The sequence below is a fragment of the Streptomyces sp. RLA123 genome (genome assembly GCF_056270165.1).
In genome coordinates, this window is sequence record NZ_JBWDOR010000003.1 from 3,409,219 (window position 1) to 3,428,202 (window position 18,984).

The window sequence follows — 18,984 nt, forward strand, 5'->3', positions numbered from 1 at the left end:
CGGTCAGACGGGCTTGGCGATGACGACGAATTTGTTCTCCTCGCGCCGGACGAACCTCAGGAAGCCCTTGAAGCCGCCGAGTCCTTCCAGCACGGAGAAGACGGGGATGAGAGCGACCACGACGATCGGCTCCCACCACTTGCGCCGGCCGTTGACCGACGCGAGCGCGTTCAGCCGCAGACCTTCCCAGTAGGTCCAGATGACGTAGGCGAAGTTGAGGGCCCAAAGGATGACCACGGACTGAGTCACGGGCGAGGTGTTCATGTCGTTGATGAGCCAGCCGAACAGCAGCACAGCGCCGATGTGCTGGAGCGGGCCGAGGATCCAGGTCGTCACACAGATGGCGAGAAACCACCGGTAGCGGAGCGGAATCGTCCGATTGAAGCACAGGGCGACCAGGCCCCAGGCCCACCGGTCGCGCTGCTTCACGAAATCCTGGGCGGTGGCCGGGGAGGCGCCGTAACAACGGCCGTTGAACCAGTCGCTACGTCCGGGATAAAGGCGGCAGAACGTCAGGGCGAGTTGCGCGTCCTCGACAATTGCCTTCGGGCCGAAGTCCCAGCCGATCGTGGCCTCGATCGAGGCCCGCAGAACGAGGAGTTCACCGTGCACACCGGCCACCGGGGTGCCCATTCCGGTGAGCGCCCGGAACCGCGCGATGTCGTCCGCCGGCCGAACTGCGTCGGCAAGCCAGGTGAACATGTTGACCGCGCTCTCGCGCGGGTAGGTCAGAATTCCCTGGGCCATGTGCTTGGCCTCGTCGGGCGCCGCGCGCCGCTGCCGGTTGATGAACTGCGCGAGCGCCCCCGCGGTGTCGGGGCCGACCCCGGTGTCATCGTCCATGTGCAGCACCCATACGTCGTCGAGCGCCTCGCCCTCGGCGATGCGCAGCTCGTGCGCGTAGTGGTTGGCGCGCGCCTTGAAGCGGGTGCCGTTGGCCGTGGTGTACGCCTTGGGCACCGTGACGACGCGGATCAGCGGGTGGACGGTGGCCAGCCGGTCGATGTCCGCCGCGGCCTCGCAGCCCTCTTCGGTGAGGACGTCCACGCGCATGTACGGGAACCATTCCGGCAGGTACTCGACGTACGAGAGCACGGAACGCTCGAGCGCCGGATACGTGTCGTGGCGCCCGATGGTCGGCACCAGCACGATCAGGAAGTCCTGCTCGACAAGGGCGGGCGGCACCATGTTGACGTTGCGCTTGATCCTGCGGCGGATGAGCCACGCGCCCTGGATGCCCACCAGCACGCCCACGACGGGCAGCGACCAGACGATGGACAGCACCCAACTGAGCGGGGTCCGGCTGGGCTCGTACGACCACAGACCGAAAGTCATCAGCAGCACGAACGGGATCAGGAACGGCAGGATCCCCGGCTTCCAGGCGGCGGTCCGCTGCGCCAGCTTCGCATTGTGCCGGGAATGGGCGGGCAACCCGTTGACGACAATATTTGACATTGCGTTATACGGCTTCCTCAACGTGTGCACTGCGCTTTGGACATGACACAGGAAGGGCCGGCAAAGGCCCTCTGGGCATGCCGAATGACACACCTCGCGGTAGCTGGAATCCCCTCCCGCACCCTGTACCCGTCGGCTTGCGCGGCGCCCCGCGCCGTCCCCCGCATGCCAGACAGGAACCTCAGTCTGTCAAAATTTGCATTACTTCGGCAACTGCCGCGAGCAATTTGTGTCCTTGCCGTGACCATTTAAGGGATTGAGCAGTAATTAAGAGAAGTAATTCCGCCCGTTTTGCACACATGTCTGATGCATCGATTCCAGCCACGCCTGAAACGACCACAGCCCGGACCGCGGGAAGCGGTCCGGGCTGTGGTGGCTGCCGCGGCGCGAAGTGCGCCGCCGGCGTCAGCGGTGGTGCGTCGGCGAGACCGTGACCTCGACCCGCTGGAACTCCTTGAGCTCCGAGTAGCCCGTGGTGGCCATCGCCCGGCGCAGCGCGCCGAAGAAGTTCATCGAGCCGTCCGGGGCGTGCGAGGGGCCGAGCAGGATCTGCTCGGTCGTGCCGGCGGTGCCGAGGTTCATCCGCTTGCCGCGCGGCAGTTCCTCGTGGGTGGCCTCCATGCCCCAGTGGAAGCCGCGGCCGGGCGCGTCCGTGGCGCGCGCGAGCGGCGAGCCCATCATCACCGAGTCGGCGCCGCAGGCGATCGCCTTCGGCAGATCGCCGCTGGAACCGAAGCCGCCGTCGGCGATGACGTGGACGTAGCGGCCGCCGGACTCGTCCATGTAGTCACGGCGGGCCGCGGCGACGTCCGCGACGGCGGTGGCCATCGGCACCTGGATGCCGAGCACACTGCGCGTGGTGTGCGCCGCGCCGCCGCCGAAGCCGACCAGGACGCCCGCGGCGCCGGTGCGCATCAGGTGGAGCGCGGCGGTGTAGGTGGCGCAGCCGCCGACGATCACCGGGACGTCGAGCTCGTAGATGAACTGCTTGAGGTTCAGCGGCTCGTGCGAACCGGAGACGTGCTCGGCGGAGACCGTCGTGCCGCGGATGACGAAGATGTCGACGCCGGCGTCGACGACGGCCTTGGAGAACTGCGCGGTGCGCTGCGGGGAGAGCGCGGCGGCGGTGACCACGCCCGCGTCGCGCACCTCCTTGATGCGCTGCCCGATCAGCTCCTCCTTGATCGGCGCAGCGTAGAGCTCCTGCATGCGCCGGGTCACGGAGGCGTCGTCCAGCTCGGCGATCTCGGCGAGCAGCGGCTCCGGGTCCTCGTAGCGGGTCCACAGGCCCTCGAGGTTGAGGACGCCGAGGCCGCCGAGGTTGCCGATGCGGATCGCGGTCTCCGGGGAGACCACGGAGTCCATCGGCGCCGCCAGGAACGGCAGCTCGAAGCGGTACGCGTCGATCTGCCACGCGATCGAGACCTCCTTCGGGTCCCGCGTACGGCGGCTCGGGACGACGGCGATGTCGTCGAATGCGTACGCCCTGCGGCCGCGCTTGCCCCGCCCGATCTCGATCTCAGTCACTGTCGCTATGCCTTTCCTCGTGGCCTGCCCGACCAGTATCCCAGGGAGGGCAGGCGAAAGCCCGCGACCGTGGAAGGCCGCGGGCTCTGCCGTGTCCGTACTGCCGTGTGCGCCGCGCCGGATGTGCCCGGCGCCGTGCGCACCCGCGCGGATCAGCGCCCGTGGTAGTTGGGCGCCTCGGTGGTCATCTGGATGTCGTGCGGGTGGCTCTCCTTGAGGCCGGCCGCGGTGATCCGCACGAAGCGGCCCTTCTCCTTCAGCTCCGGGACGGTCGCCGAGCCGACGTAGCCCATGGAGGAGCGCAGGCCGCCGATGAGCTGGTGGGCCACCGCGGAGAGCGGGCCGCGGTAGGGCACCTGGCCCTCGATGCCCTCGGGGACGAGCTTGTCCTCGGAGAGCACGTTGTCCTGGAAGTAGCGGTCCTTGGAGTACGACCTGGCCTGGCCGCGCGACTGCATCGCGCCCAGCGACCCCATGCCCCGGTACGACTTGAACTGCTTGCCGTTGATGAACATCAGCTCGCCCGGCGACTCCTCGCAGCCCGCGAGCAGGCTGCCCAGCATCACCGTGTCGGCGCCGGCGGCGATCGCCTTGGCGATGTCGCCGGAGTACTGCAGACCGCCGTCGCCGATCAGCGGGACACCGGCCGGGCCGGCGGCCAGCGAGGCCTCGTAGATCGCGGTGACCTGGGGGGCGCCCACGCCGGCGACCACCCGCGTGGTGCAGATGGAGCCGGGGCCGACACCGACCTTGATGCCGTCGGCGCCGGCGTCGATCAGTGCCTGGGCGCCGTCCCGGGTGGCGACGTTGCCTGCCACCACGTCGATCCGGATGTTGGCCTTGACCTTGGCGACCATGTCGAGGATGCCGCGGCTGTGGCCGTGGGCGCTGTCGATCACCAGGAAGTCGGCGCCGGCCTCCACCAGCCGCTGGGCGCGGAGGAACGCCTCGTCGCCGACACCGACCGCCGCGCCGACCAGCAGCCGGCCCTCGGCGTCCTTGGCGGCGTTGGGGTACTTCTCGGCCTTGACGAAGTCCTTGACCGTGATGAGGCCCTTGAGCCGGCCCTCGTCGTCGACCAGCGGAAGCTTCTCGATCTTGTGCTTGCGCAGCAGCTCCATCGCCTCGATGCCGGAGATCCCGACCTTGCCGGTGACCAGCGGCATCGGCGTCATGACCTCGCGGACCTGGCGGGAGCGGTCGCTCTCGAAGGCCATGTCGCGGTTGGTGACGATGCCCAGCAGCTTGCCGGAGCCGTCGGTGACCGGGACGCCGCTGATGCGGAACTTGCCGCAGAGCGCGTCCGCCTCGGCGAGGGTCGCGTCCGGGTGCACGGTGATGGGGTCGGTCACCATGCCGGACTCGGACCGCTTGACCAGATCGACCTGGTTGACCTGGTCGTCGACCGACAGATTGCGGTGCAGCACGCCCACGCCGCCCTGGCGGGCCATCGCGATGGCCATGCGGGCCTCGGTGACCTTGTCCATCGCGGCGGAGAGCAGCGGGATGTTGACGCGGACGTTCCGGGTGACCCGGGAGCTGGTGTCGACCTGGTTCGGCACGACGTCCGAAGGCCCTGGGAGGAGGAGCACGTCGTCGTAGGTCAGTCCGAGCAGTCCGAACTTCTCGGCTACTCCGTCGGCGTTCAGCGTCATGACACCTTCCCCATGGTCTTGCCCAGCGAGATGTTCAATGCTAATGGCTCTCGCGGGAAACCTTTTCCGGTCTTGACGGCGGCCCACGGAGCCGGGGCCCCGCCGGGGACCGGAGCGATGGGCTAGGCGCTCATCCCGCGGGCACCCGCTGCTTCCTCCGCGAGTGCGCGCAGCCGGGACAGCGCCCGGTGCTGCGCCACCCGGACGGCCCCCGGCGACATCCCGAGCACCTGTCCGGTCTCCTCGGCGGTGAGCCCGACGGCGACCCGCAGCAGCACCAGCTCGCGCTGGTGCTCCGGCAGATTCGCCAGCAGACCCTTCGCCCATTCGGCGTCGCTGCTGAGCAGCGCCCGTTCCTCCGGCCCGAGCGAGGCGTCCGGCTGCTCGGGCATCTCGTCGGAGGGGACCGCGGTCGAGCCGGGGCCGCGCATGGCCGCCCGTTGCAGATCGGCGACCTTGTGGGCGGCGATCCCGAACACGAAGGCCTCGAAGGGCCGGCCCTGGTCGCGGTAGCGCGGCAGCGCGCACAGCACCGCGAGGCACACCTCCTGGGCGAGGTCGTCCACGAAGTGGCGCGCGTCACCCGGCAGTCGCGACAGCCGGGTACGGCAATAGCGTTCGGCCAGCGGGTGCACATGGGCAAGCAGATCGTGCGTCGCCTGCTCGTCACCCTGGACGGCTCGACGTACGAGAGCCCCTATGGCTGTCTCTGTGCCGGTGGCCTCGTCGCGCATCCATCCATAGTGCCTCCCCGAGGCGCGCTCCGTGGCCTCGGCGGGGTGGTTGTGCTCCGAAGCGTTATGAGATGCGCCCTGTGGCGCGTTTCGAGGGACCGCACCGGCCGTAGTCATGTCGTGCACCCGCCGCCCCGCCCGCCCGTGTCCCCGAGAGTCCATGCCTCAAGCATGCGCCCTCGGAACGGAAACCGGTACGAGCGGGGCTGCCGCACAACCGCCCCACAGCCCATCGGCCCCTCGCCGCTCAACTCGACGGCCTAGCGCACCAGGCCCCAGCGGAAGCCGAGCGCCACCGCGTGGGCCCGGTCCGAGGCGCCGAGTTTCTTGAACAGACGTCGCGCGTGCGTCTTGACGGTGTCCTCGGACAGGAAGAGCTCCCGCCCGATCTCGGCGTTGGAGCGGCCATGACTCATGCCCTCCAGCACCTGGATCTCACGGGCGGTGAGCGTCGGTGCGGCACCCATCTCGGCGGAGCGCAGCCGGCGCGGTGCCAGCCGCCAGGTCGGGTCGGCGAGCGCCTGGGTGACCGTGGCCCGCAGTTCGGCGCGCGAGGCGTCCTTGTGCAGGTATCCGCGGGCACCGGCGGCGACGGCGAGCGCCACCCCGTCCAGGTCCTCGGCGACCGTGAGCATGATGATGCGGGCCCCCGGATCGGCGGACAGCAGCCGCCGTACGGTCTCGACACCGCCGAGTCCGGGCATCCGGACGTCCATGAGGATGAGGTCCGAGCGGTCGGCGCCCCAGCGGCGGAGGACTTCCTCGCCGTTGGCCGCGGTCGTTACGCGCTCGACACCGGGCACGGTCGCCACCGCGCGGCGCAGCGCCTCTCGGGCGAGCGGGGAGTCGTCGCAGACGAGAACGGAAGTCATGACCGTCCTCCGCAGCTGATCTGCGTCACGTTGAGCCTCCAGGCTGTACGAATCGTCACTGGTGGGGCTGACGGGTCTCGGGCACCTGCCCGATTCGTTCGGCCGCCAACCACTTCCGCACCTTCAACGACCCTCACTCGAAAGAGTTACGGAGTTTGCGGACGCTCTCCCGCACACTGCGTGCCCGGCTCGCCACGCACCAGCAACACCGCAGGTCGTGACAGCGGGCCCCCTCGCGAAACGCAGGACATCGGGCGCCCGGTTGCAGGACACCCACCCGCCGACCGGGGGGGTCAATGTCAGATTTTGCCTGTTTGGCGGCTTTTTACCCGCATGGCGGGAGTTCGTTGGCGATTTTGTGATGAATCATATTTACATCTACTTGGACAGTAGATGTACCGTCGACATCACCTCCCGCAGAGCGCCTGGAGCGTCGCCTGGGAGGCAGTCCCGTGCAGCCCACCTCTCGAGGAGATGAGCAATGGCAGACTTCTCCCGCCTCCCGGGCCCCAACGCCGACCTCTGGGACTGGCAGCTGATCGCCGCGTGCCGCGGTGTGGACAGCTCGCTGTTCTTCCATCCGGAGGGAGAGCGCGGTGCGGCGCGGAGCGCGCGTGAAGCGGCCGCCAAGGAGGTGTGCATGCGCTGTCCCGTGCGCGCCGAGTGCGCGACCCACGCCCTGAGGGTCCGCGAGCCCTACGGGGTCTGGGGCGGACTCACCGAGGACGAGCGCGAGGAGATGATGGGCCGGTCCCGCAACCGGGTCATGAGCTCGCACGCCGCCGGCGGACACTGAACGCCGGGCTTCACTCAATGGGGAAACGTTTCCCTCTCCCCGTACGCCGGGGAACCGGTCCGGGCGCCCGTGCGGCGCCCTCGTCCTGCGGGGCCTCGGGGCCCGCAGGACCCAGCAATCCGCAGGATCCGAGAGTTCCCCCACCGACACCCCCCCGCGTCGCGGCGCCCAGCCGTGACCGGGCCACACCGGCACCGGACCTCCCCCATGGACTTCGGGCGGCGCCGGGCCCAGGCTGAGGAGCCATGGACCTCACCGGGGAATTCACGCTGGCTGCCGGCATCACCTACCTGAACACCGCGTCGGCGGGCGTCGGCCCGCGCCGGGCCGCCGACGTACTGCGCACCGCTGTGACGGCCTGGTCCGACGGCAGCGACGACTGGGTGCGCAATGAACTCGTCCTGAACACCGCACGCGCCTCCTACGCCCGGCTGACCGGTGTCGCGGCGGACCGGGTCGCGGTCGGCTCCTCCGTCACCACCCATGTCGGGATGATCGCCGCGGGCCTGCCGGCCGGCGCCGAAGTCGTGGTCGCGGAGGGCGACTTCAGCTCCCTGGTCAATCCCTTCGCCTCCCGCTCCGACCTCATCCTGCGCACCGTGCCCCTGGAGGGCGTGGCCGACGCCGTACGCCCCACCACCGCACTGGCCGCCGTCAGCGCGGTGCAGTCCGCGGACGGCCGCGTCGCCGATCTCGCCGCCGTCCGCGAGGCCGCGGACCGGCACGGGGCGCGCGTGCTGGTCGACGCGACGCAGGCGGTCGGCTGGCTGCCGCTGGCCGCCGGGGCCTTCGACTACGTGGTGTGCGGCGGCTACAAGTGGCTGCTCGCCCCGCGCGGCGTCTCCTTCCTGACCGTGCGGGAGGGCGCGGAGGACGGCCTGTCGCCGCACTTCGCCGGGTGGTACGCGGCCGAGGACCCGTGGGGCGACTGCTACGGCCCGGTGGCCCGGCTCGCCCGCTCCGCGCGGCGCTTCGACGTGCTGCCGCCGTTCCTGCCCTACCTGGCCGCCTCGGCCTCGCTCGGGCTGATCGAGGAGGTGGGTGTCGAGGCGATCAGCGCCCACGACATCGCGCTGGCCGAGCGTTTCCGGGCGGGTCTGCGGGAGCTCGGCCACAAGGCCGTGCCGCCGGGCGCGCACGATTCGGCGATCGTGGCCGTCCCTGGCCTGGGGGACGCGGCGGAGCGACTGGCCGCGGCCGGCATCCGCCTCTCGGTCCGCGCCGGCAACCTGCGGGCGGCCTTCCACCTGTACAACACCGAGGCGGACGTGGACCTGCTGCTGCGCGTGCTCGCGCGATGAGCCGGAAATCACCTCGCCCCGCGCCGGTCGGCCGCCGTACGGTCGCGGGATGAGAGTGCTCTCGGTCAACGTGGGGCGTCCCCGGCCGAACCCCTGGAAGGACACGGGCGTCACGGGCATCGACAAACAGCCCGTGACGGGTCCGGTGGCCGTGACCGCACCGGGCCCCAAGGGCACCGGCGCGGTGGGCCTGGCCGGCGACCGGGCGTACGACGTGCAGCACCACGGCGGCACCGACCAGGCCGTCTACGCCTACGCCCGCGAGGACCTGGACGGCTGGGCCGGCGAGCTGGGCCGGGAGTTGCGCGACGGCATGTTCGGGGAGAACCTGACGACCCTCGGCGTGGACGTCAACGGGGCGCTGATCGGCGAGCGTTGGCGGATCGGCGGCCCGGCGGGCCCGGTCCTGGAGGTGTCCTGCCCGCGCGTTCCCTGCGCCACCTTCCAGGGCTGGCTGGACGAGGGCGGCTGGCTCCGGCGGTTCACCCGCGCCGCGCTGCCCGGCGCCTATCTGCGGGTGGCGGGGCCGGGCACGATCCGCGCGGGCGATCCGGTGGAGATCGTCCACCGCCCCGACCACGAGGTGACCGTCGCCCTGGTCTTCCGGGCGGTCACCCTGGAGCCCCGGCTGCTTCCCGCACTGTCCGCGGCCGACGCGCTCCCCGAGGAGATCCGCGCGGCGGCGCGCAGGCGCACACGGTCCCACTAGCCTGCGGGGCATGACGACTTCACTCATCACGGGAGCCACCGCGGGCCTCGGCGCCGCCTTCGCCCGCCGGCTCGCGAGCGACGGCCACGCCCTCGTCCTCGTCGCGCGCGACGAGCAGCGGCTGGAGGAACGCGCCGCCGAGCTGCGCCGCACCTACGCGGTGACCGTGGAGGTGCTGCCCGCCGACCTGTCGACGGACAAAGGCATCGAGGCGGTGGAGGCGCGGCTCGGCGACCGCGAGCGGCCGGTCGGCGTACTGATCAACAACGCGGGCTTCGGCAACCGCGGTTCCTTCGGCGACGTGCCGATGGCCGACGAGCTGACCATGCTCAAGGTGCACTGCGAGGCCGTACTGCGGCTGACCGGCGCGGCGGCCGCGGCCATGAAGGAGCGCCGGCGCGGCTTCATCGTCAATGTGGCCTCGGTGGCGGCCTTCGTGCCGCGCGGCACGTACGGCGCGAGCAAGGCCTGGGTGGTCAGCTTCACGCGAGGCGTGGCCCGCGAACTGTCCGGCAGCGGGGTGCGGCTGATGGCGCTGTGTCCGGGCTTCGTACGCACCGAGTTCCACGAGCGGGCCGGCATGGACACCGGCAGCATCCCGGGGTGGGCGTGGCTCGACGCCGACAAGGTGGTCGCCGCCGCCATCCGCGACCTGGCCCGCGGCCGCACGCTCAGCGTGCCCGACCCGCGCTACAAGGCCGCTGCGCTCGCCGCCAAGCTCGCCCCGAGCGGGGCCTTCGGCGCGGCCTCCACATCGGCCGGACGCCGCTTCGGTCCCGTCTACCCCCGGGACTGACGGCACCGCGAGGACGCACCGGGCAAGCCGAAGGCCCCCGTTCCCGGCGCGGGAACGGGGGCCTTCGGACGCACTCAGTGGGAGTGGCCGTGACCGTGACCGGCCTCGGCGGGCTCCTCCTCCTTCTTCTCCACCACGAGGGTCTCGGTGGTGAGAAGCAGGGAGGCGATGGAGGCGGCGTTCTCCAGGGCGGAGCGGGTGACCTTGACCGGGTCGATGACGCCGGCCTTCACCAGGTCGCCGTACTCGCCGGTCGCGGCGTTGAAGCCGTGGCCCTTCTCCAGCTCGGCGACCTTGGAGGTGATGACGTAGCCCTCCAGGCCGGCGTTCTCGGCGATCCAGCGCAGCGGCTCGACCGCGGCGCGGCGGACGACCGCGACACCGGTGGCCTCGTCGCCGGACTTGCCGAGGTTGTCCTCCAGCACCTTGACGGCGTGGACGAGCGCGGAGCCACCACCGGAGACGATGCCCTCCTCGACCGCGGCGCGGGTCGCGGAGATGGCGTCCTCCAGACGGTGCTTCTTCTCCTTGAGCTCGACCTCGGTGGCCGCGCCGACACGGATGACGCACACGCCGCCGGCCAGCTTGGCGAGGCGCTCCTGGAGCTTCTCGCGGTCCCAGTCGGAGTCCGTCGTGGTGATCTCGGCCTTGATCTGGTTGATCCGGCCCTCGATCTCGGAGGAGTCGCCCGAGCCGTCGACGACGGTGGTCTCGTCCTTGGTGACGGTCACACGGCGGGCGTTGCCGAGCACGTCCAGGCCGACCTGGTCGAGCTTGAGGCCGACCTCCTCGGCGACGACGGTCGCGCCGGTGAGGGCGGCGAGGTCGCCCAGCATGGCCTTGCGGCGGTCGCCGAAGCCGGGGGCCTTGACCGCGACCGCGTTGAAGGTGCCGCGGATCTTGTTGACCACCAGGGTGGACAGGGCCTCGCCCTCGACGTCCTCGGCGATGATCAGCAGCGGCTTGGACGCGCCGGCCTGCAGCACCTTCTCCAGCAGCGGGAGCAGGTCCTGGATGGAGGAGATCTTGCCCTGGGTGATGAGGATGTAGGGGTCCTCCAGGACGGCTTCCTGGCGCTCCGGGTCCGTCACGAAGTACGGCGACAGATAGCCCTTGTCGAAGGCCATGCCCTCGGTGAAGTCCAGCTCCAGACCGAAGGTGTTGGACTCCTCGACGGTGATGACACCGTCCTTGCCGACCTTGTCGATCGCCTCGGCGATCAGCTCGCCGACCTGCTTGTCCTGGGCGGACAGCGCGGCGACGGCGGCGACGTCGTCCTTGCCCTCGATCGGGCGGGCCGAGGCGAGCAGCTCGTCCGAGACGGCCTTGACGGCCGCGTCGATGCCCTTCTTCAGGGCGGCCGGGGAGGCGCCGGCGGCGACGTTGCGCAGACCCTCGCGCACGAGCGCCTGGGCGAGCACGGTGGCGGTGGTGGTGCCGTCACCCGCGATGTCGTTGGTCTTGGTCGCCACCTCCTTCACCAGCTGCGCGCCGAGGTTCTCGTACGGGTCGTCGAGCTCGACCTCGCGGGCGATGGTCACGCCGTCGTTGGTGATGGTCGGGGCGCCGAACTTCTTGTCGATGACGACATTGCGGCCCTTGGGGCCGATGGTCACCTTCACGGTGTCGGCGAGCTTGTTGACTCCACGCTCAAGGGCGCGACGGGCGTCCTCGTTGAACTTCAGGATCTTGGCCATACCGGCGGAATTCCTCGTCTTTGGGTTCTCGTCAAAGACCGCGCCCCGGGCCCCCGGTCCGTGCAAGGACTCGGTGTGCCCGGGGCGTGGTCACGGCATTTCTCGGTTACGAGCGGCGCCGGATTTACTTCTCGACGATCGCGAGGACGTCGCGAGCCGAGAGGACGAGGTACTCCTCGCCGCTGTACTTGACCTCGGTGCCGCCGTACTTGCTGTACAGCACGATGTCGCCGACCTTGACGTCGAGCGGGATGCGGTTGCCGTCCTCGAAGCGACCCGGACCGACGGCCAGGACGACGCCCTCCTGGGGCTTCTCCTTGGCGGTGTCCGGGATGACCAGGCCGGAGGCCGTGGTCTGCTCGGCATCCAGCGGCTGGACCACAATGCGGTCCTCGAGCGGCTTGATGGCAACCTTGGTGCTGGCGGTCGTCACGATCCGACCTCCCCCTTCAAAGGGCTCACGGGAGTGTCTGTCTGGGGTGGCGACCTGGTAGGCCCGTCGTCGCGGGTGCCGGACCTGCCCGTCGCTTTGTTGCTGGCACTCGGCATGGCTGAGTGCCAGGTCTGAGATTATGACGCGCTTAGCACTCGGTCAAGCGGAGTGCCAATGCCACGCCGTACGCGCCTCCGCGAAGCCGTCCTCGGCGGCCCCCCGCCGCCCGTCGGGGCGCGGTCCTGCGGACACCGGCGGCGCGGGACAATGGAGGGTGTGGATCTCGACGCGTTCTCCGCCCTGCTGACCGACGAGGGGCAGCGGCTGCTCGCCGGCCTTCGCGACTACGACCCCGCGGACGAGATCGCCACCGCGACCCGGCTGCGGCGGGAGCACGACGCGGCCCTCGTCTCGGCGGCGCTCACCCAGGCACGGCTTCGGCAGCGGGCGGAGGCGAAGTTCGGCGAGGACGCGTACGCGATGTACTTCACGCCCCACGGGGTGGAGCAGTCGACGCGGTCCTCGGTGGCGCGGCACCGGGCGGAGCGGTTCACGGCCCTCGGGGTGCGGCGGCTCGCGGACCTGTGCTGCGGGATCGGCGGCGACGCGATCCCGCTGGCGCGGGCCGGGGTGGAGGTGCTGGCGGTCGACCGCGATCCCCTGACGTGCGCGGTGGCGCGGGCCAACGCGAGCGCGCTGGGGCTCGCCGAACGCATCGAAGTGCGCTGCGCCGATGTCACCGAGGTGGGGACGGACGGCTGCGACGCGGTGTTCGTGGACCCGGCCCGGCGCGGGGGACGCGGCAGGATCTTCGACCCCGAGGCGTACTCCCCCCCGCTGTCGTGGGCCGTGGCGGCGGCGCGCAGGGCTCCGCTGGCCGCGCTGAAGGTAGCGCCGGGCATCCCCCACGAGGCGGTGCCGCAGGACGCGGAGGCGGAGTGGGTCTCCGACCACGGCGACGTGAAGGAGGCCGTGCTCTGGTTCGGCACGGCCTCGGGCAAGCGGCGGGCGACCCTGCTGCCCTCCGGCGCCTCGCTGCCCGCCGCCGGCCTGCCCGACCCCGCGGTCCGCCCGGTCGGGCGCTGGCTGTACGAGCCCGACGGCGCCGTCATCCGGGCCCACCTGGTCGCGGACGTCGCGGCGCGGGTCGGGGGCGGGCTGATCGACGAGACCATCGCGTACGTCACCTCCGACGAACCGCACGCGACGCCCTACGCGACCGCCTACGAGATCACCGACGTGCTGCCGTTCAACCTCAAGCGGCTCAAGGCGCTGCTGCGCGAACGGGAGGTGGGCGTGCTCACGGTCAAGAAGCGGGGCTCCGCGGTCGGACCCGAGGAACTGCGGCGCCGCGTCAGGCTCCAGGGCCCCAACTCCGCGACGGTCTTCCTGACCCGGGTCGCGGGGGCGCCCACGATGCTCCTCGGCGCGCCGGCACCGCGTGGCTGACGGTGGCGCGTGCGTTCCCCGCACAGCGAGCGCAGCACAGCGCACCCGCTAGGCCACGGCCTCGAAGCGCCAGCGGTGAACAGCCCGCCGGGACAGCGCCTGCGGCGGATCGGGCAGTTCGGGGAGGTCCGCGTCGTACGGTGCGTCCCACCAGGTGATGACCAGGACCCGGTCCTGGGGGGCGGAGAAGGTCTCCCGGCGCAACGGGGCGGGCGTGAGCGTCTGTGCGCGGGCCCACGCGAGGAGTTCGGGCCCGCGGCCCTCCACGGCGCGGGCCTCCCACATCAGGGCGACGGTCATGACGAGTAGAGGTTGTCCTTGCTGAGCTCGTGCACGTGGTCGTGGTCGTGGTCGTGGGTGTGCCCGGGTACGGACACGTCCGTGACGAGCAGTGAGGAGTCCGCCGGCAGGTCCCACGTGGAGGACGGGCGGCCTCGGGCCACCATTTCCGCGCCGAGCGCCGCCACCATGGCGCCGTTGTCGGTGCAGAGTTTGGGCCGCGGTACGCGCAGGATGATGCCCGCGTCCTCGCAGCGCTCCTGGGCCAGCGAGCGCAGCCGGCTGTTGGCTGCGACACCGCCGCCGATCATGAGGTGGTCGACGCCGTTGTCCTTGCAGGCGCGGATCGCCTTGCGGGTCAGCACGTCGGCCACGGCCTCCTGGAAGGAGGCGGCGACGTCCGCGACGGGGACGTCCTCGCCGTCGCGGCGCTTGGACTCGATCCAGCGGGCCACGGCAGTCTTCAGCCCGGAGAAGGAGAAGTCGTAGAGCGGGTCCCGCGAGCCCGTCAGGCCGCGCGGGAAGCGGATCGCGGTCCGGTCGCCCTCGCGTGCGACGCGGTCGATGGCCGGGCCGCCGGGGAAGCCGAGGCCCAGCACGCGGGCGACCTTGTCGAAGGCCTCGCCCGCCGCGTCGTCGATGGTCGCGCCGAGCGGCCGCACGTCGCCGGTGATGTCGGGTGCCAGCAGCAGCGAGGAGTGCCCGCCGGAGACCAGCAGCGCCATCGTGGGCTCCGGCAGCGGGCCGTGCTCCAGCTGGTCGACACAGATGTGGGAGGCCAGGTGGTTCACGCCGTACAGCGGCTTGCCGAGCGCGTAGGCGTAGGCCTTGGCGGCCGAGACGCCGACCAGCAGCGCGCCGGCCAGGCCCGGCCCGGCGGTGACGGCGATGCCGTCCAGGTCGGAGGCGGCGACGCCGGCCTCCTTCAGCGCGCGCCGGATGGTGGGGACCATCGCCTCCAGGTGGGCGCGGCTGGCGACCTCGGGGACGACGCCGCCGAACCGGGCGTGCTCGTCCACGCTGGACGCGATGGCGTCGGCCAGCAGCGTGTGACCGCGCACGATGCCGACACCGGTCTCGTCGCAGGACGTCTCGATGCCGAGGACAAGGGGCTCGTCAGCCATGGGTCGTCTCAGTTCCTTGTAGACCTGGTGTTTCTCGTGTGCCCGCCGTGAGATCGCCGAGCCGCATGACGAGGGCGTCGACGTTGCCGGGCTGGTAGTAGCCGCGCCGGAATCCGATCGGCTCGAAGCCGAAGCGCTCGTACAGCCGCTGGGCGCGGATGTTGTCGACCCGCACCTCCAGCAGTACCTCGTGGCATTCGAACGCCGTGGCCTGGTGCAGCAGTTCGCGCAGCAGCCGGGCGCCGAGCCCGGTGCCCCACTGGTCGCGGGCGGTGGCGATGGTCTGCACGTCACCGGTCCCGGCCACGGCGGCCAGACCGGCGTAGCCGACCAGGCGCCCGTCCTTTTCCGCGACGACGTAGTGGCGCGTCGCTGCCGGGTGCCGGGCGTCGGCGAGTTCGGACCAGAACATGCCGCGCGACCAGGCGTCGTCGGGGAAGAGCAGGTCCTCCAGCTCCATCACCGGCTCCAGGTCCCACCAGCGCATCTCGCGCAGGACGGCGGTCACTTCGGCAGGACCGCCTTGTACCCGGCCGGCACCTGCGCGTCGGGGCGGCGCAGATAGAGCGGCAGAGGCGGCAGGAACTCCTCGCCCTCGGCCAGCTTGGCCGCGGCGAGCGCGGCGAGCGCTGCGGCGGACTGGTCGGCGGGCGGGCGGACGTCGGTGAAGACGCCCGGGTACAGCGCGGCGCCCGCGCCCACCGCGGGCAGGCCCGCGACGCTCTCGGCGATGTCGGCCGGGTGGTCCACGGCCGGGTCGCCGACCCGGCCGCGAGGGCCCTCGTAGCGGGCCCAGTAGACCTCCTTGCGACGGGCGTCGGTGGCCACGACGAAGGGACCGTCGATGCCGGCGGCGTACGCGAGGCCGTCCAGCGTGCAGAGTCCGTGCACGGGCACCCCGAGGACGTCCCCGAAGGCGGCGGCGGTCACGAGGCCCACGCGCAGGCCCGTGTACGGCCCGGGGCCGACACCGACCACGAGCCCCGTCAGGGCGGCCGGCTCGGCGCCCGCCTCGCGCAGCACGCGGTCCACGGTGGGCATCAGCAGCTCGCCGTGCCTCCGCGCGTCGATCTCCGTCGACTCGGCGAGCACGCGGCGTCCGTCGTGCAGGGCAACGGTCACGGCGGGGGTGGCGGTGTCGAAGGCAAGCAGCAGCACGCGTTCAGCCTACGGCGTTCACCGGCGCGGCCCTGCCGCCACCGCGGTCCCCGCCGGTACGGGGGCGGCGCTCGGATCCCGTACGCACCGGCTGCTAACGTCAACCTGAGCCTGACGCCCCACTTCCGGAGGACCCCGTGGCAAGGATCGGTTCAGGGACGATCGTGACCGGGCTGACCGCGGCCGCCCTGGCCGCCGTCGGCGTGCTCGCCGTCCAGGCATCGAGTTCCGCCACGGAGGTGGCCGCCGGTGGCGCGGCGGTGTCCACGGACAACGGCAGCACCTCGCCCTCCGACGGCGCCTCCGCCTCCCCCGGCAAGAAGCACGAGCTGCCCGCCGCCTCCGGCAGCGGCCGCCGCGTGGTGTACTCGCTGCGCCAGGACCGCATCTGGCTGGTGGGCGACGCGGGCGCGGTGGGCCGCACCTATGTCGTCGTGCCGGGCACGGTGGACCCGGACCCGGGGACGTACGACGTGACCACGCGCAGCGCCAGCGGCACCGGCGGCGACGGGGTCCCGATCGAGCATGTGGTGCGTTTCGCGTCCGTGGACAACGTGATCGTCGGTTTCAGCGCGGCCCGTGACGGCTCGCTGCCCGGCAAGCCCGACCCCTCGCAGCAGACCGGCGGCATCCGCGAGAAGCGCAAGGACGGCGCGGCCCTGTGGAACTTCGCCACGATCGACACCAAGGTCGTGGTCGTCCGCTGAGGACGGCCGGATCCACGGGCACGAGGAAATCACCCGACCGGGTGAACGGGCGACCGGCCCTAAGCGGCGTCCGCCTCGCGGGCCGCGGTTCCGGGTCCGGTCGTGCCCTCCGTGTCCGGGGCGCCGGGCGCTGTCGGCCGCTCCGGCGACTTCGGGGGCGTGCTGACCGCGTTCGCCGCGGCACACGCGGCGAGCAGTGCCTCCACCGAGTAGCCCGGCTCCGGCTCCGGCTCCGACTCCTTGTGGGCCGACATGTTGCCTCCTGGGGCGGGGGGCGGTGTGCTCCGAGGAGTGGAGGTTAGGCAGCCCTAACTTCTCCTCGCAACTCCAGAAGAACACGTGACCCGTGCCCGGCGCAACATCTTCCCGACACCTTGTCGGAACGGTTATGCCCCCAGCGCTGCCAGGTTCTCCCCGGCCCAGCGGGCACCGACCCCGGTGACGACCACCTCGCGCACGTCGTGGTCCTCCTGCCCGTTCCCGGACGCGACCTCGCCGACTGCTCGGTGGATCACCAGTTGCAGACGGTCCTCGGAGAGCTCCTCGACCTTGCCCTCGCCCCATTCGACGACCACGACCGACTCCGGGAGCGAGACGTCCAGGTCCAGGTCCTCCATCTCGTCCAGACCGCCGGCGAGCCGGTACGCGTCCACGTGCACCAGCGCCGGCCCGCCGGTCAGCGACGGGTGGACCCGCGCGATCACGAAGGTCGGCGACGTCACCGCGCCGCGCACGCCCATGGCCTCGCCCAGACCGCGGGTCAGTGTCGTCTTGCCCGCGCCCAAGTCCCCGCTGAGCAGGACGAGATCACCCGCCCGCAGCAGCGGCGCAAGGCGCTGCCCCAGTTCCCGCATCTGCTCGGGGGTCTTGACGACGACCCGGATCGCTACCCTGCCGATGGCTTCCATGCCCATGTGCCCGAATGCTACGCGCCGCCGGAGACCACGTGCCCGGACCGGCCCTGCTGCCGCGGCACGGTCGGCCGCGCCGCGGCGAGCTCGCGCAGCGCCTGCGGTACGGGGGCGCGCGAGGCGTCCGCCGCCTCGGCGAGAATCGCGGCGAGATGGGTGTTGACCAGATCCGGCTGCTCCAGCATCACCAGATGACCGGCGCCGGGGACGACGATCAGCTCGGTGTCGGGCAGCCGCTCGGCGATGGCCCGGCTGTGCTCACTGGGCGTCAGCAGGTCCTTGTCCCCGGCGAGCACCAGTCCCGGCAGGCCGTCCAGGACGTCCAGCGCCTCGCTCTTCTCGTGCTCGGTGAAGGCCGGGTAGAACTCGGCGACCACGTCGATCGGCGTCGACTCGATCATCCGCTCGGCGAACCGCGCGACCGCCGGGTCGACGTCCGAGCCGAACGAGTAGCGCTTGATGATCCCGGCGAAGAGGTCGGCCGTCGCCCGGCGCCCCCGCTCCACCAGATCCACCTGGGTGCCCAGGATCCGCAGCACCCCCGGCGCCAGCGCCCGCAACGCCCGCGCGCCGGCGGCCGGCAGGCCCAGCGTCACGCTGGCGAGCTTGCCGGAGGACGTGCCGACGAAGGCGAAGCCCACGACGCGCTCCCGGACGAACTCGGGGAACTGGTCGGCCAGCGCCATCACCGTCATGCCGCCCATGGAGTGCCCGACGAGCACCACCGGGCCCTCCGGAACGGCGGCGTCGACGACCTGCTTCAGGTCGCGGCCGAGCTGGTCGATGGTGGCGGGCTTGCCGCCCGCCTGGTCGTTGCCGCGGGCGGAGCGGCCGTGGCTGCGCTGGTCCCAGTACACGGCGCGCACCGTGCCGCGCAGGACCGCGCGCTGGAAGTGCCAGGAGTCCTGGTTGAGGCAGTAGCCGTGGCTGAAGACCACGGTGAGCGGGGCGTTCTGCCCGCCGCGCCGGAACAGGCCCCAGCGGCGGGCCGGCGGGATCGGGTCGGCGACGGCCGGATCGGCCTCCTCGACCTCGTAGTACAACTCGGTGCCGTCCTCGGCCGCCACCCGCCCCGGCATCCCGCGCAGCGACCCGTAGGGTCCGGCCACGTCGAGGGCGAGCCGCGCGCGCCGGCGCATGCCGCGGCCGACCGTGACGCGCTCCAGCGCCACACCTGCTGCGGCACCCGCCGCGACGACGCCGATGGCCGCACCGGCTATCCCGGCGTGGCGCCAGCGACCGGAGGACAGCAGACCGCCGGAACCGCCCGTCACGGCCTCCGCGACCGCCTCGGCGGCGCCGGCCACGGCCTCGGCCGCCTCCACCGCTCTCCCCGCTGTGTTACCGCTCTCGGACCCGCTCATGTCGTCTTCGCTGCTTC

General features: G+C 71.7%; 20 protein-coding genes. 6 read left to right on the forward strand and 14 right to left on the reverse strand.

What is annotated here, in order from left to right:
* Positions 1 to 3: 3 nt before the first annotated feature.
* The 5 genes from RV983_RS15330 to RV983_RS15350 form a co-directional block, all read right to left on the reverse strand.
* A complete protein-coding gene (locus RV983_RS15330; RefSeq protein WP_475986356.1) occupies positions 4 to 1,455 on the reverse strand; it encodes a glycosyltransferase family 2 protein in 1,452 nt (483 codons plus the stop codon).
* A gap of 405 nt (positions 1,456 to 1,860) precedes the next feature.
* A complete protein-coding gene (locus RV983_RS15335) occupies positions 1,861 to 2,982 on the reverse strand; it encodes a GuaB3 family IMP dehydrogenase-related protein (RefSeq protein WP_360902374.1) in 1,122 nt (373 codons plus the stop codon).
* A gap of 152 nt (positions 2,983 to 3,134) precedes the next feature.
* A complete protein-coding gene (guaB, locus tag RV983_RS15340) occupies positions 3,135 to 4,637 on the reverse strand; it encodes an IMP dehydrogenase (protein WP_475986357.1) in 1,503 nt (500 codons plus the stop codon).
* A gap of 122 nt (positions 4,638 to 4,759) precedes the next feature.
* On the reverse strand, positions 4,760 to 5,371 hold the full coding sequence (locus tag RV983_RS15345; RefSeq protein WP_475986358.1) for a sigma-70 family RNA polymerase sigma factor: 612 nt from the start codon (positions 5,369 to 5,371) through the stop codon (positions 4,760 to 4,762).
* A gap of 260 nt (positions 5,372 to 5,631) precedes the next feature.
* A complete protein-coding gene (locus tag RV983_RS15350) occupies positions 5,632 to 6,243 on the reverse strand; it encodes a response regulator transcription factor (RefSeq protein WP_003948568.1) in 612 nt (203 codons plus the stop codon).
* A gap of 481 nt (positions 6,244 to 6,724) precedes the next feature.
* Here RV983_RS15350 and RV983_RS15355 point away from each other — a divergent pair, with 481 nt between their 5' ends.
* The 4 genes from RV983_RS15355 to RV983_RS15370 all read left to right on the forward strand — a co-directional run bounded on the left by RV983_RS15355 (position 6,725) and on the right by RV983_RS15370 (position 9,845).
* Positions 6,725 to 7,039 (forward strand): WhiB family transcriptional regulator, encoded by a 315-nt coding sequence (locus tag RV983_RS15355; RefSeq protein WP_475986359.1) that lies wholly within the window; start codon positions 6,725 to 6,727, stop codon positions 7,037 to 7,039.
* A gap of 245 nt (positions 7,040 to 7,284) precedes the next feature.
* Entirely contained in the window at positions 7,285 to 8,340 is a 1,056-nt protein-coding gene (locus tag RV983_RS15360; RefSeq protein WP_475986360.1) for an aminotransferase class V-fold PLP-dependent enzyme, read from the forward strand.
* Positions 8,341 to 8,389: 49 nt separating this feature from the next.
* Entirely contained in the window at positions 8,390 to 9,049 is a 660-nt protein-coding gene (locus RV983_RS15365; protein ID WP_475986361.1) for an MOSC domain-containing protein, read from the forward strand.
* Positions 9,050 to 9,059: 10 nt separating this feature from the next.
* Positions 9,060 to 9,845 carry an SDR family NAD(P)-dependent oxidoreductase gene (locus RV983_RS15370; protein ID WP_475986362.1) on the forward strand — a complete coding sequence of 262 codons (786 nt, stop codon included), beginning with the start codon at positions 9,060 to 9,062 and terminating at the stop codon, positions 9,843 to 9,845.
* A gap of 74 nt (positions 9,846 to 9,919) precedes the next feature.
* Here the strand turns inward: RV983_RS15370 and groL are convergent, their stop codons facing one another.
* Entirely contained in the window at positions 9,920 to 11,542 is a 1,623-nt protein-coding gene (gene groL, locus RV983_RS15375; RefSeq protein WP_475986363.1) for a chaperonin GroEL, read from the reverse strand.
* A gap of 124 nt (positions 11,543 to 11,666) precedes the next feature.
* Complete coding sequence (groES, locus tag RV983_RS15380) at positions 11,667 to 11,975, reverse strand: co-chaperone GroES (RefSeq protein ID WP_018562788.1); 309 nt, start codon at positions 11,973 to 11,975, stop codon at positions 11,667 to 11,669.
* 267 nt (positions 11,976 to 12,242) lie between these two features.
* On the opposite strand from groES, the gene RV983_RS15385 reads away from it, so the two are divergent.
* Positions 12,243 to 13,424: a class I SAM-dependent methyltransferase gene (locus RV983_RS15385; protein ID WP_475986364.1), complete on the forward strand. Its 1,182-nt coding sequence runs from the start codon at positions 12,243 to 12,245 to the stop codon at positions 13,422 to 13,424.
* A 48-nt stretch (positions 13,425 to 13,472) separates the two neighbouring features.
* On the opposite strand, the gene RV983_RS15390 is transcribed toward RV983_RS15385, so the two are convergent.
* The 4 genes from RV983_RS15390 to tsaB are packed head-to-tail and all read right to left on the reverse strand — an operon-like array spanning position 13,473 to position 15,985.
* Complete coding sequence (locus RV983_RS15390) at positions 13,473 to 13,724, reverse strand: hypothetical protein (RefSeq protein ID WP_475986365.1); 252 nt, start codon at positions 13,722 to 13,724, stop codon at positions 13,473 to 13,475.
* Positions 13,721 to 14,827 (reverse strand): tRNA (adenosine(37)-N6)-threonylcarbamoyltransferase complex transferase subunit TsaD, encoded by a 1,107-nt coding sequence (gene tsaD, locus RV983_RS15395; protein ID WP_475986366.1) that lies wholly within the window; start codon positions 14,825 to 14,827, stop codon positions 13,721 to 13,723. Before tsaD ends, RV983_RS15390 begins: the two co-directional genes overlap by 4 nt.
* Positions 14,820 to 15,314, reverse strand: a complete 495-nt coding sequence (gene rimI, locus RV983_RS15400) for a ribosomal protein S18-alanine N-acetyltransferase (RefSeq protein ID WP_475990335.1) — start codon at positions 15,312 to 15,314, stop codon at positions 14,820 to 14,822. The genes tsaD and rimI overlap by 8 nt, the downstream gene beginning before the upstream one ends.
* A gap of 17 nt (positions 15,315 to 15,331) precedes the next feature.
* The gene (tsaB, locus tag RV983_RS15405) at positions 15,332 to 15,985 is read right to left on the reverse strand and encodes a tRNA (adenosine(37)-N6)-threonylcarbamoyltransferase complex dimerization subunit type 1 TsaB (protein WP_475986367.1); all 654 of its coding nucleotides are present in this window, start codon (positions 15,983 to 15,985) and stop codon (positions 15,332 to 15,334) included.
* 137 nt (positions 15,986 to 16,122) lie between these two features.
* Between tsaB and RV983_RS15410 the strand changes: the two genes are divergently transcribed.
* Entirely contained in the window at positions 16,123 to 16,692 is a 570-nt protein-coding gene (locus RV983_RS15410; RefSeq protein ID WP_475986368.1) for a hypothetical protein, read from the forward strand.
* Between the two features lie 59 nt (positions 16,693 to 16,751).
* On the opposite strand, the gene RV983_RS15415 is transcribed toward RV983_RS15410, so the two are convergent.
* The 3 genes from RV983_RS15415 to RV983_RS15425 form a co-directional block, all read right to left on the reverse strand.
* Complete coding sequence (locus tag RV983_RS15415) at positions 16,752 to 16,946, reverse strand: hypothetical protein (protein WP_475986369.1); 195 nt, start codon at positions 16,944 to 16,946, stop codon at positions 16,752 to 16,754.
* Between the two features lie 132 nt (positions 16,947 to 17,078).
* Entirely contained in the window at positions 17,079 to 17,606 is a 528-nt protein-coding gene (gene tsaE, locus RV983_RS15420; protein WP_475986370.1) for a tRNA (adenosine(37)-N6)-threonylcarbamoyltransferase complex ATPase subunit type 1 TsaE, read from the reverse strand.
* Between the two features lie 11 nt (positions 17,607 to 17,617).
* Complete coding sequence (locus RV983_RS15425) at positions 17,618 to 18,967, reverse strand: alpha/beta fold hydrolase (RefSeq protein WP_475986371.1); 1,350 nt, start codon at positions 18,965 to 18,967, stop codon at positions 17,618 to 17,620.
* Positions 18,968 to 18,984 lie beyond the last annotated feature (17 nt).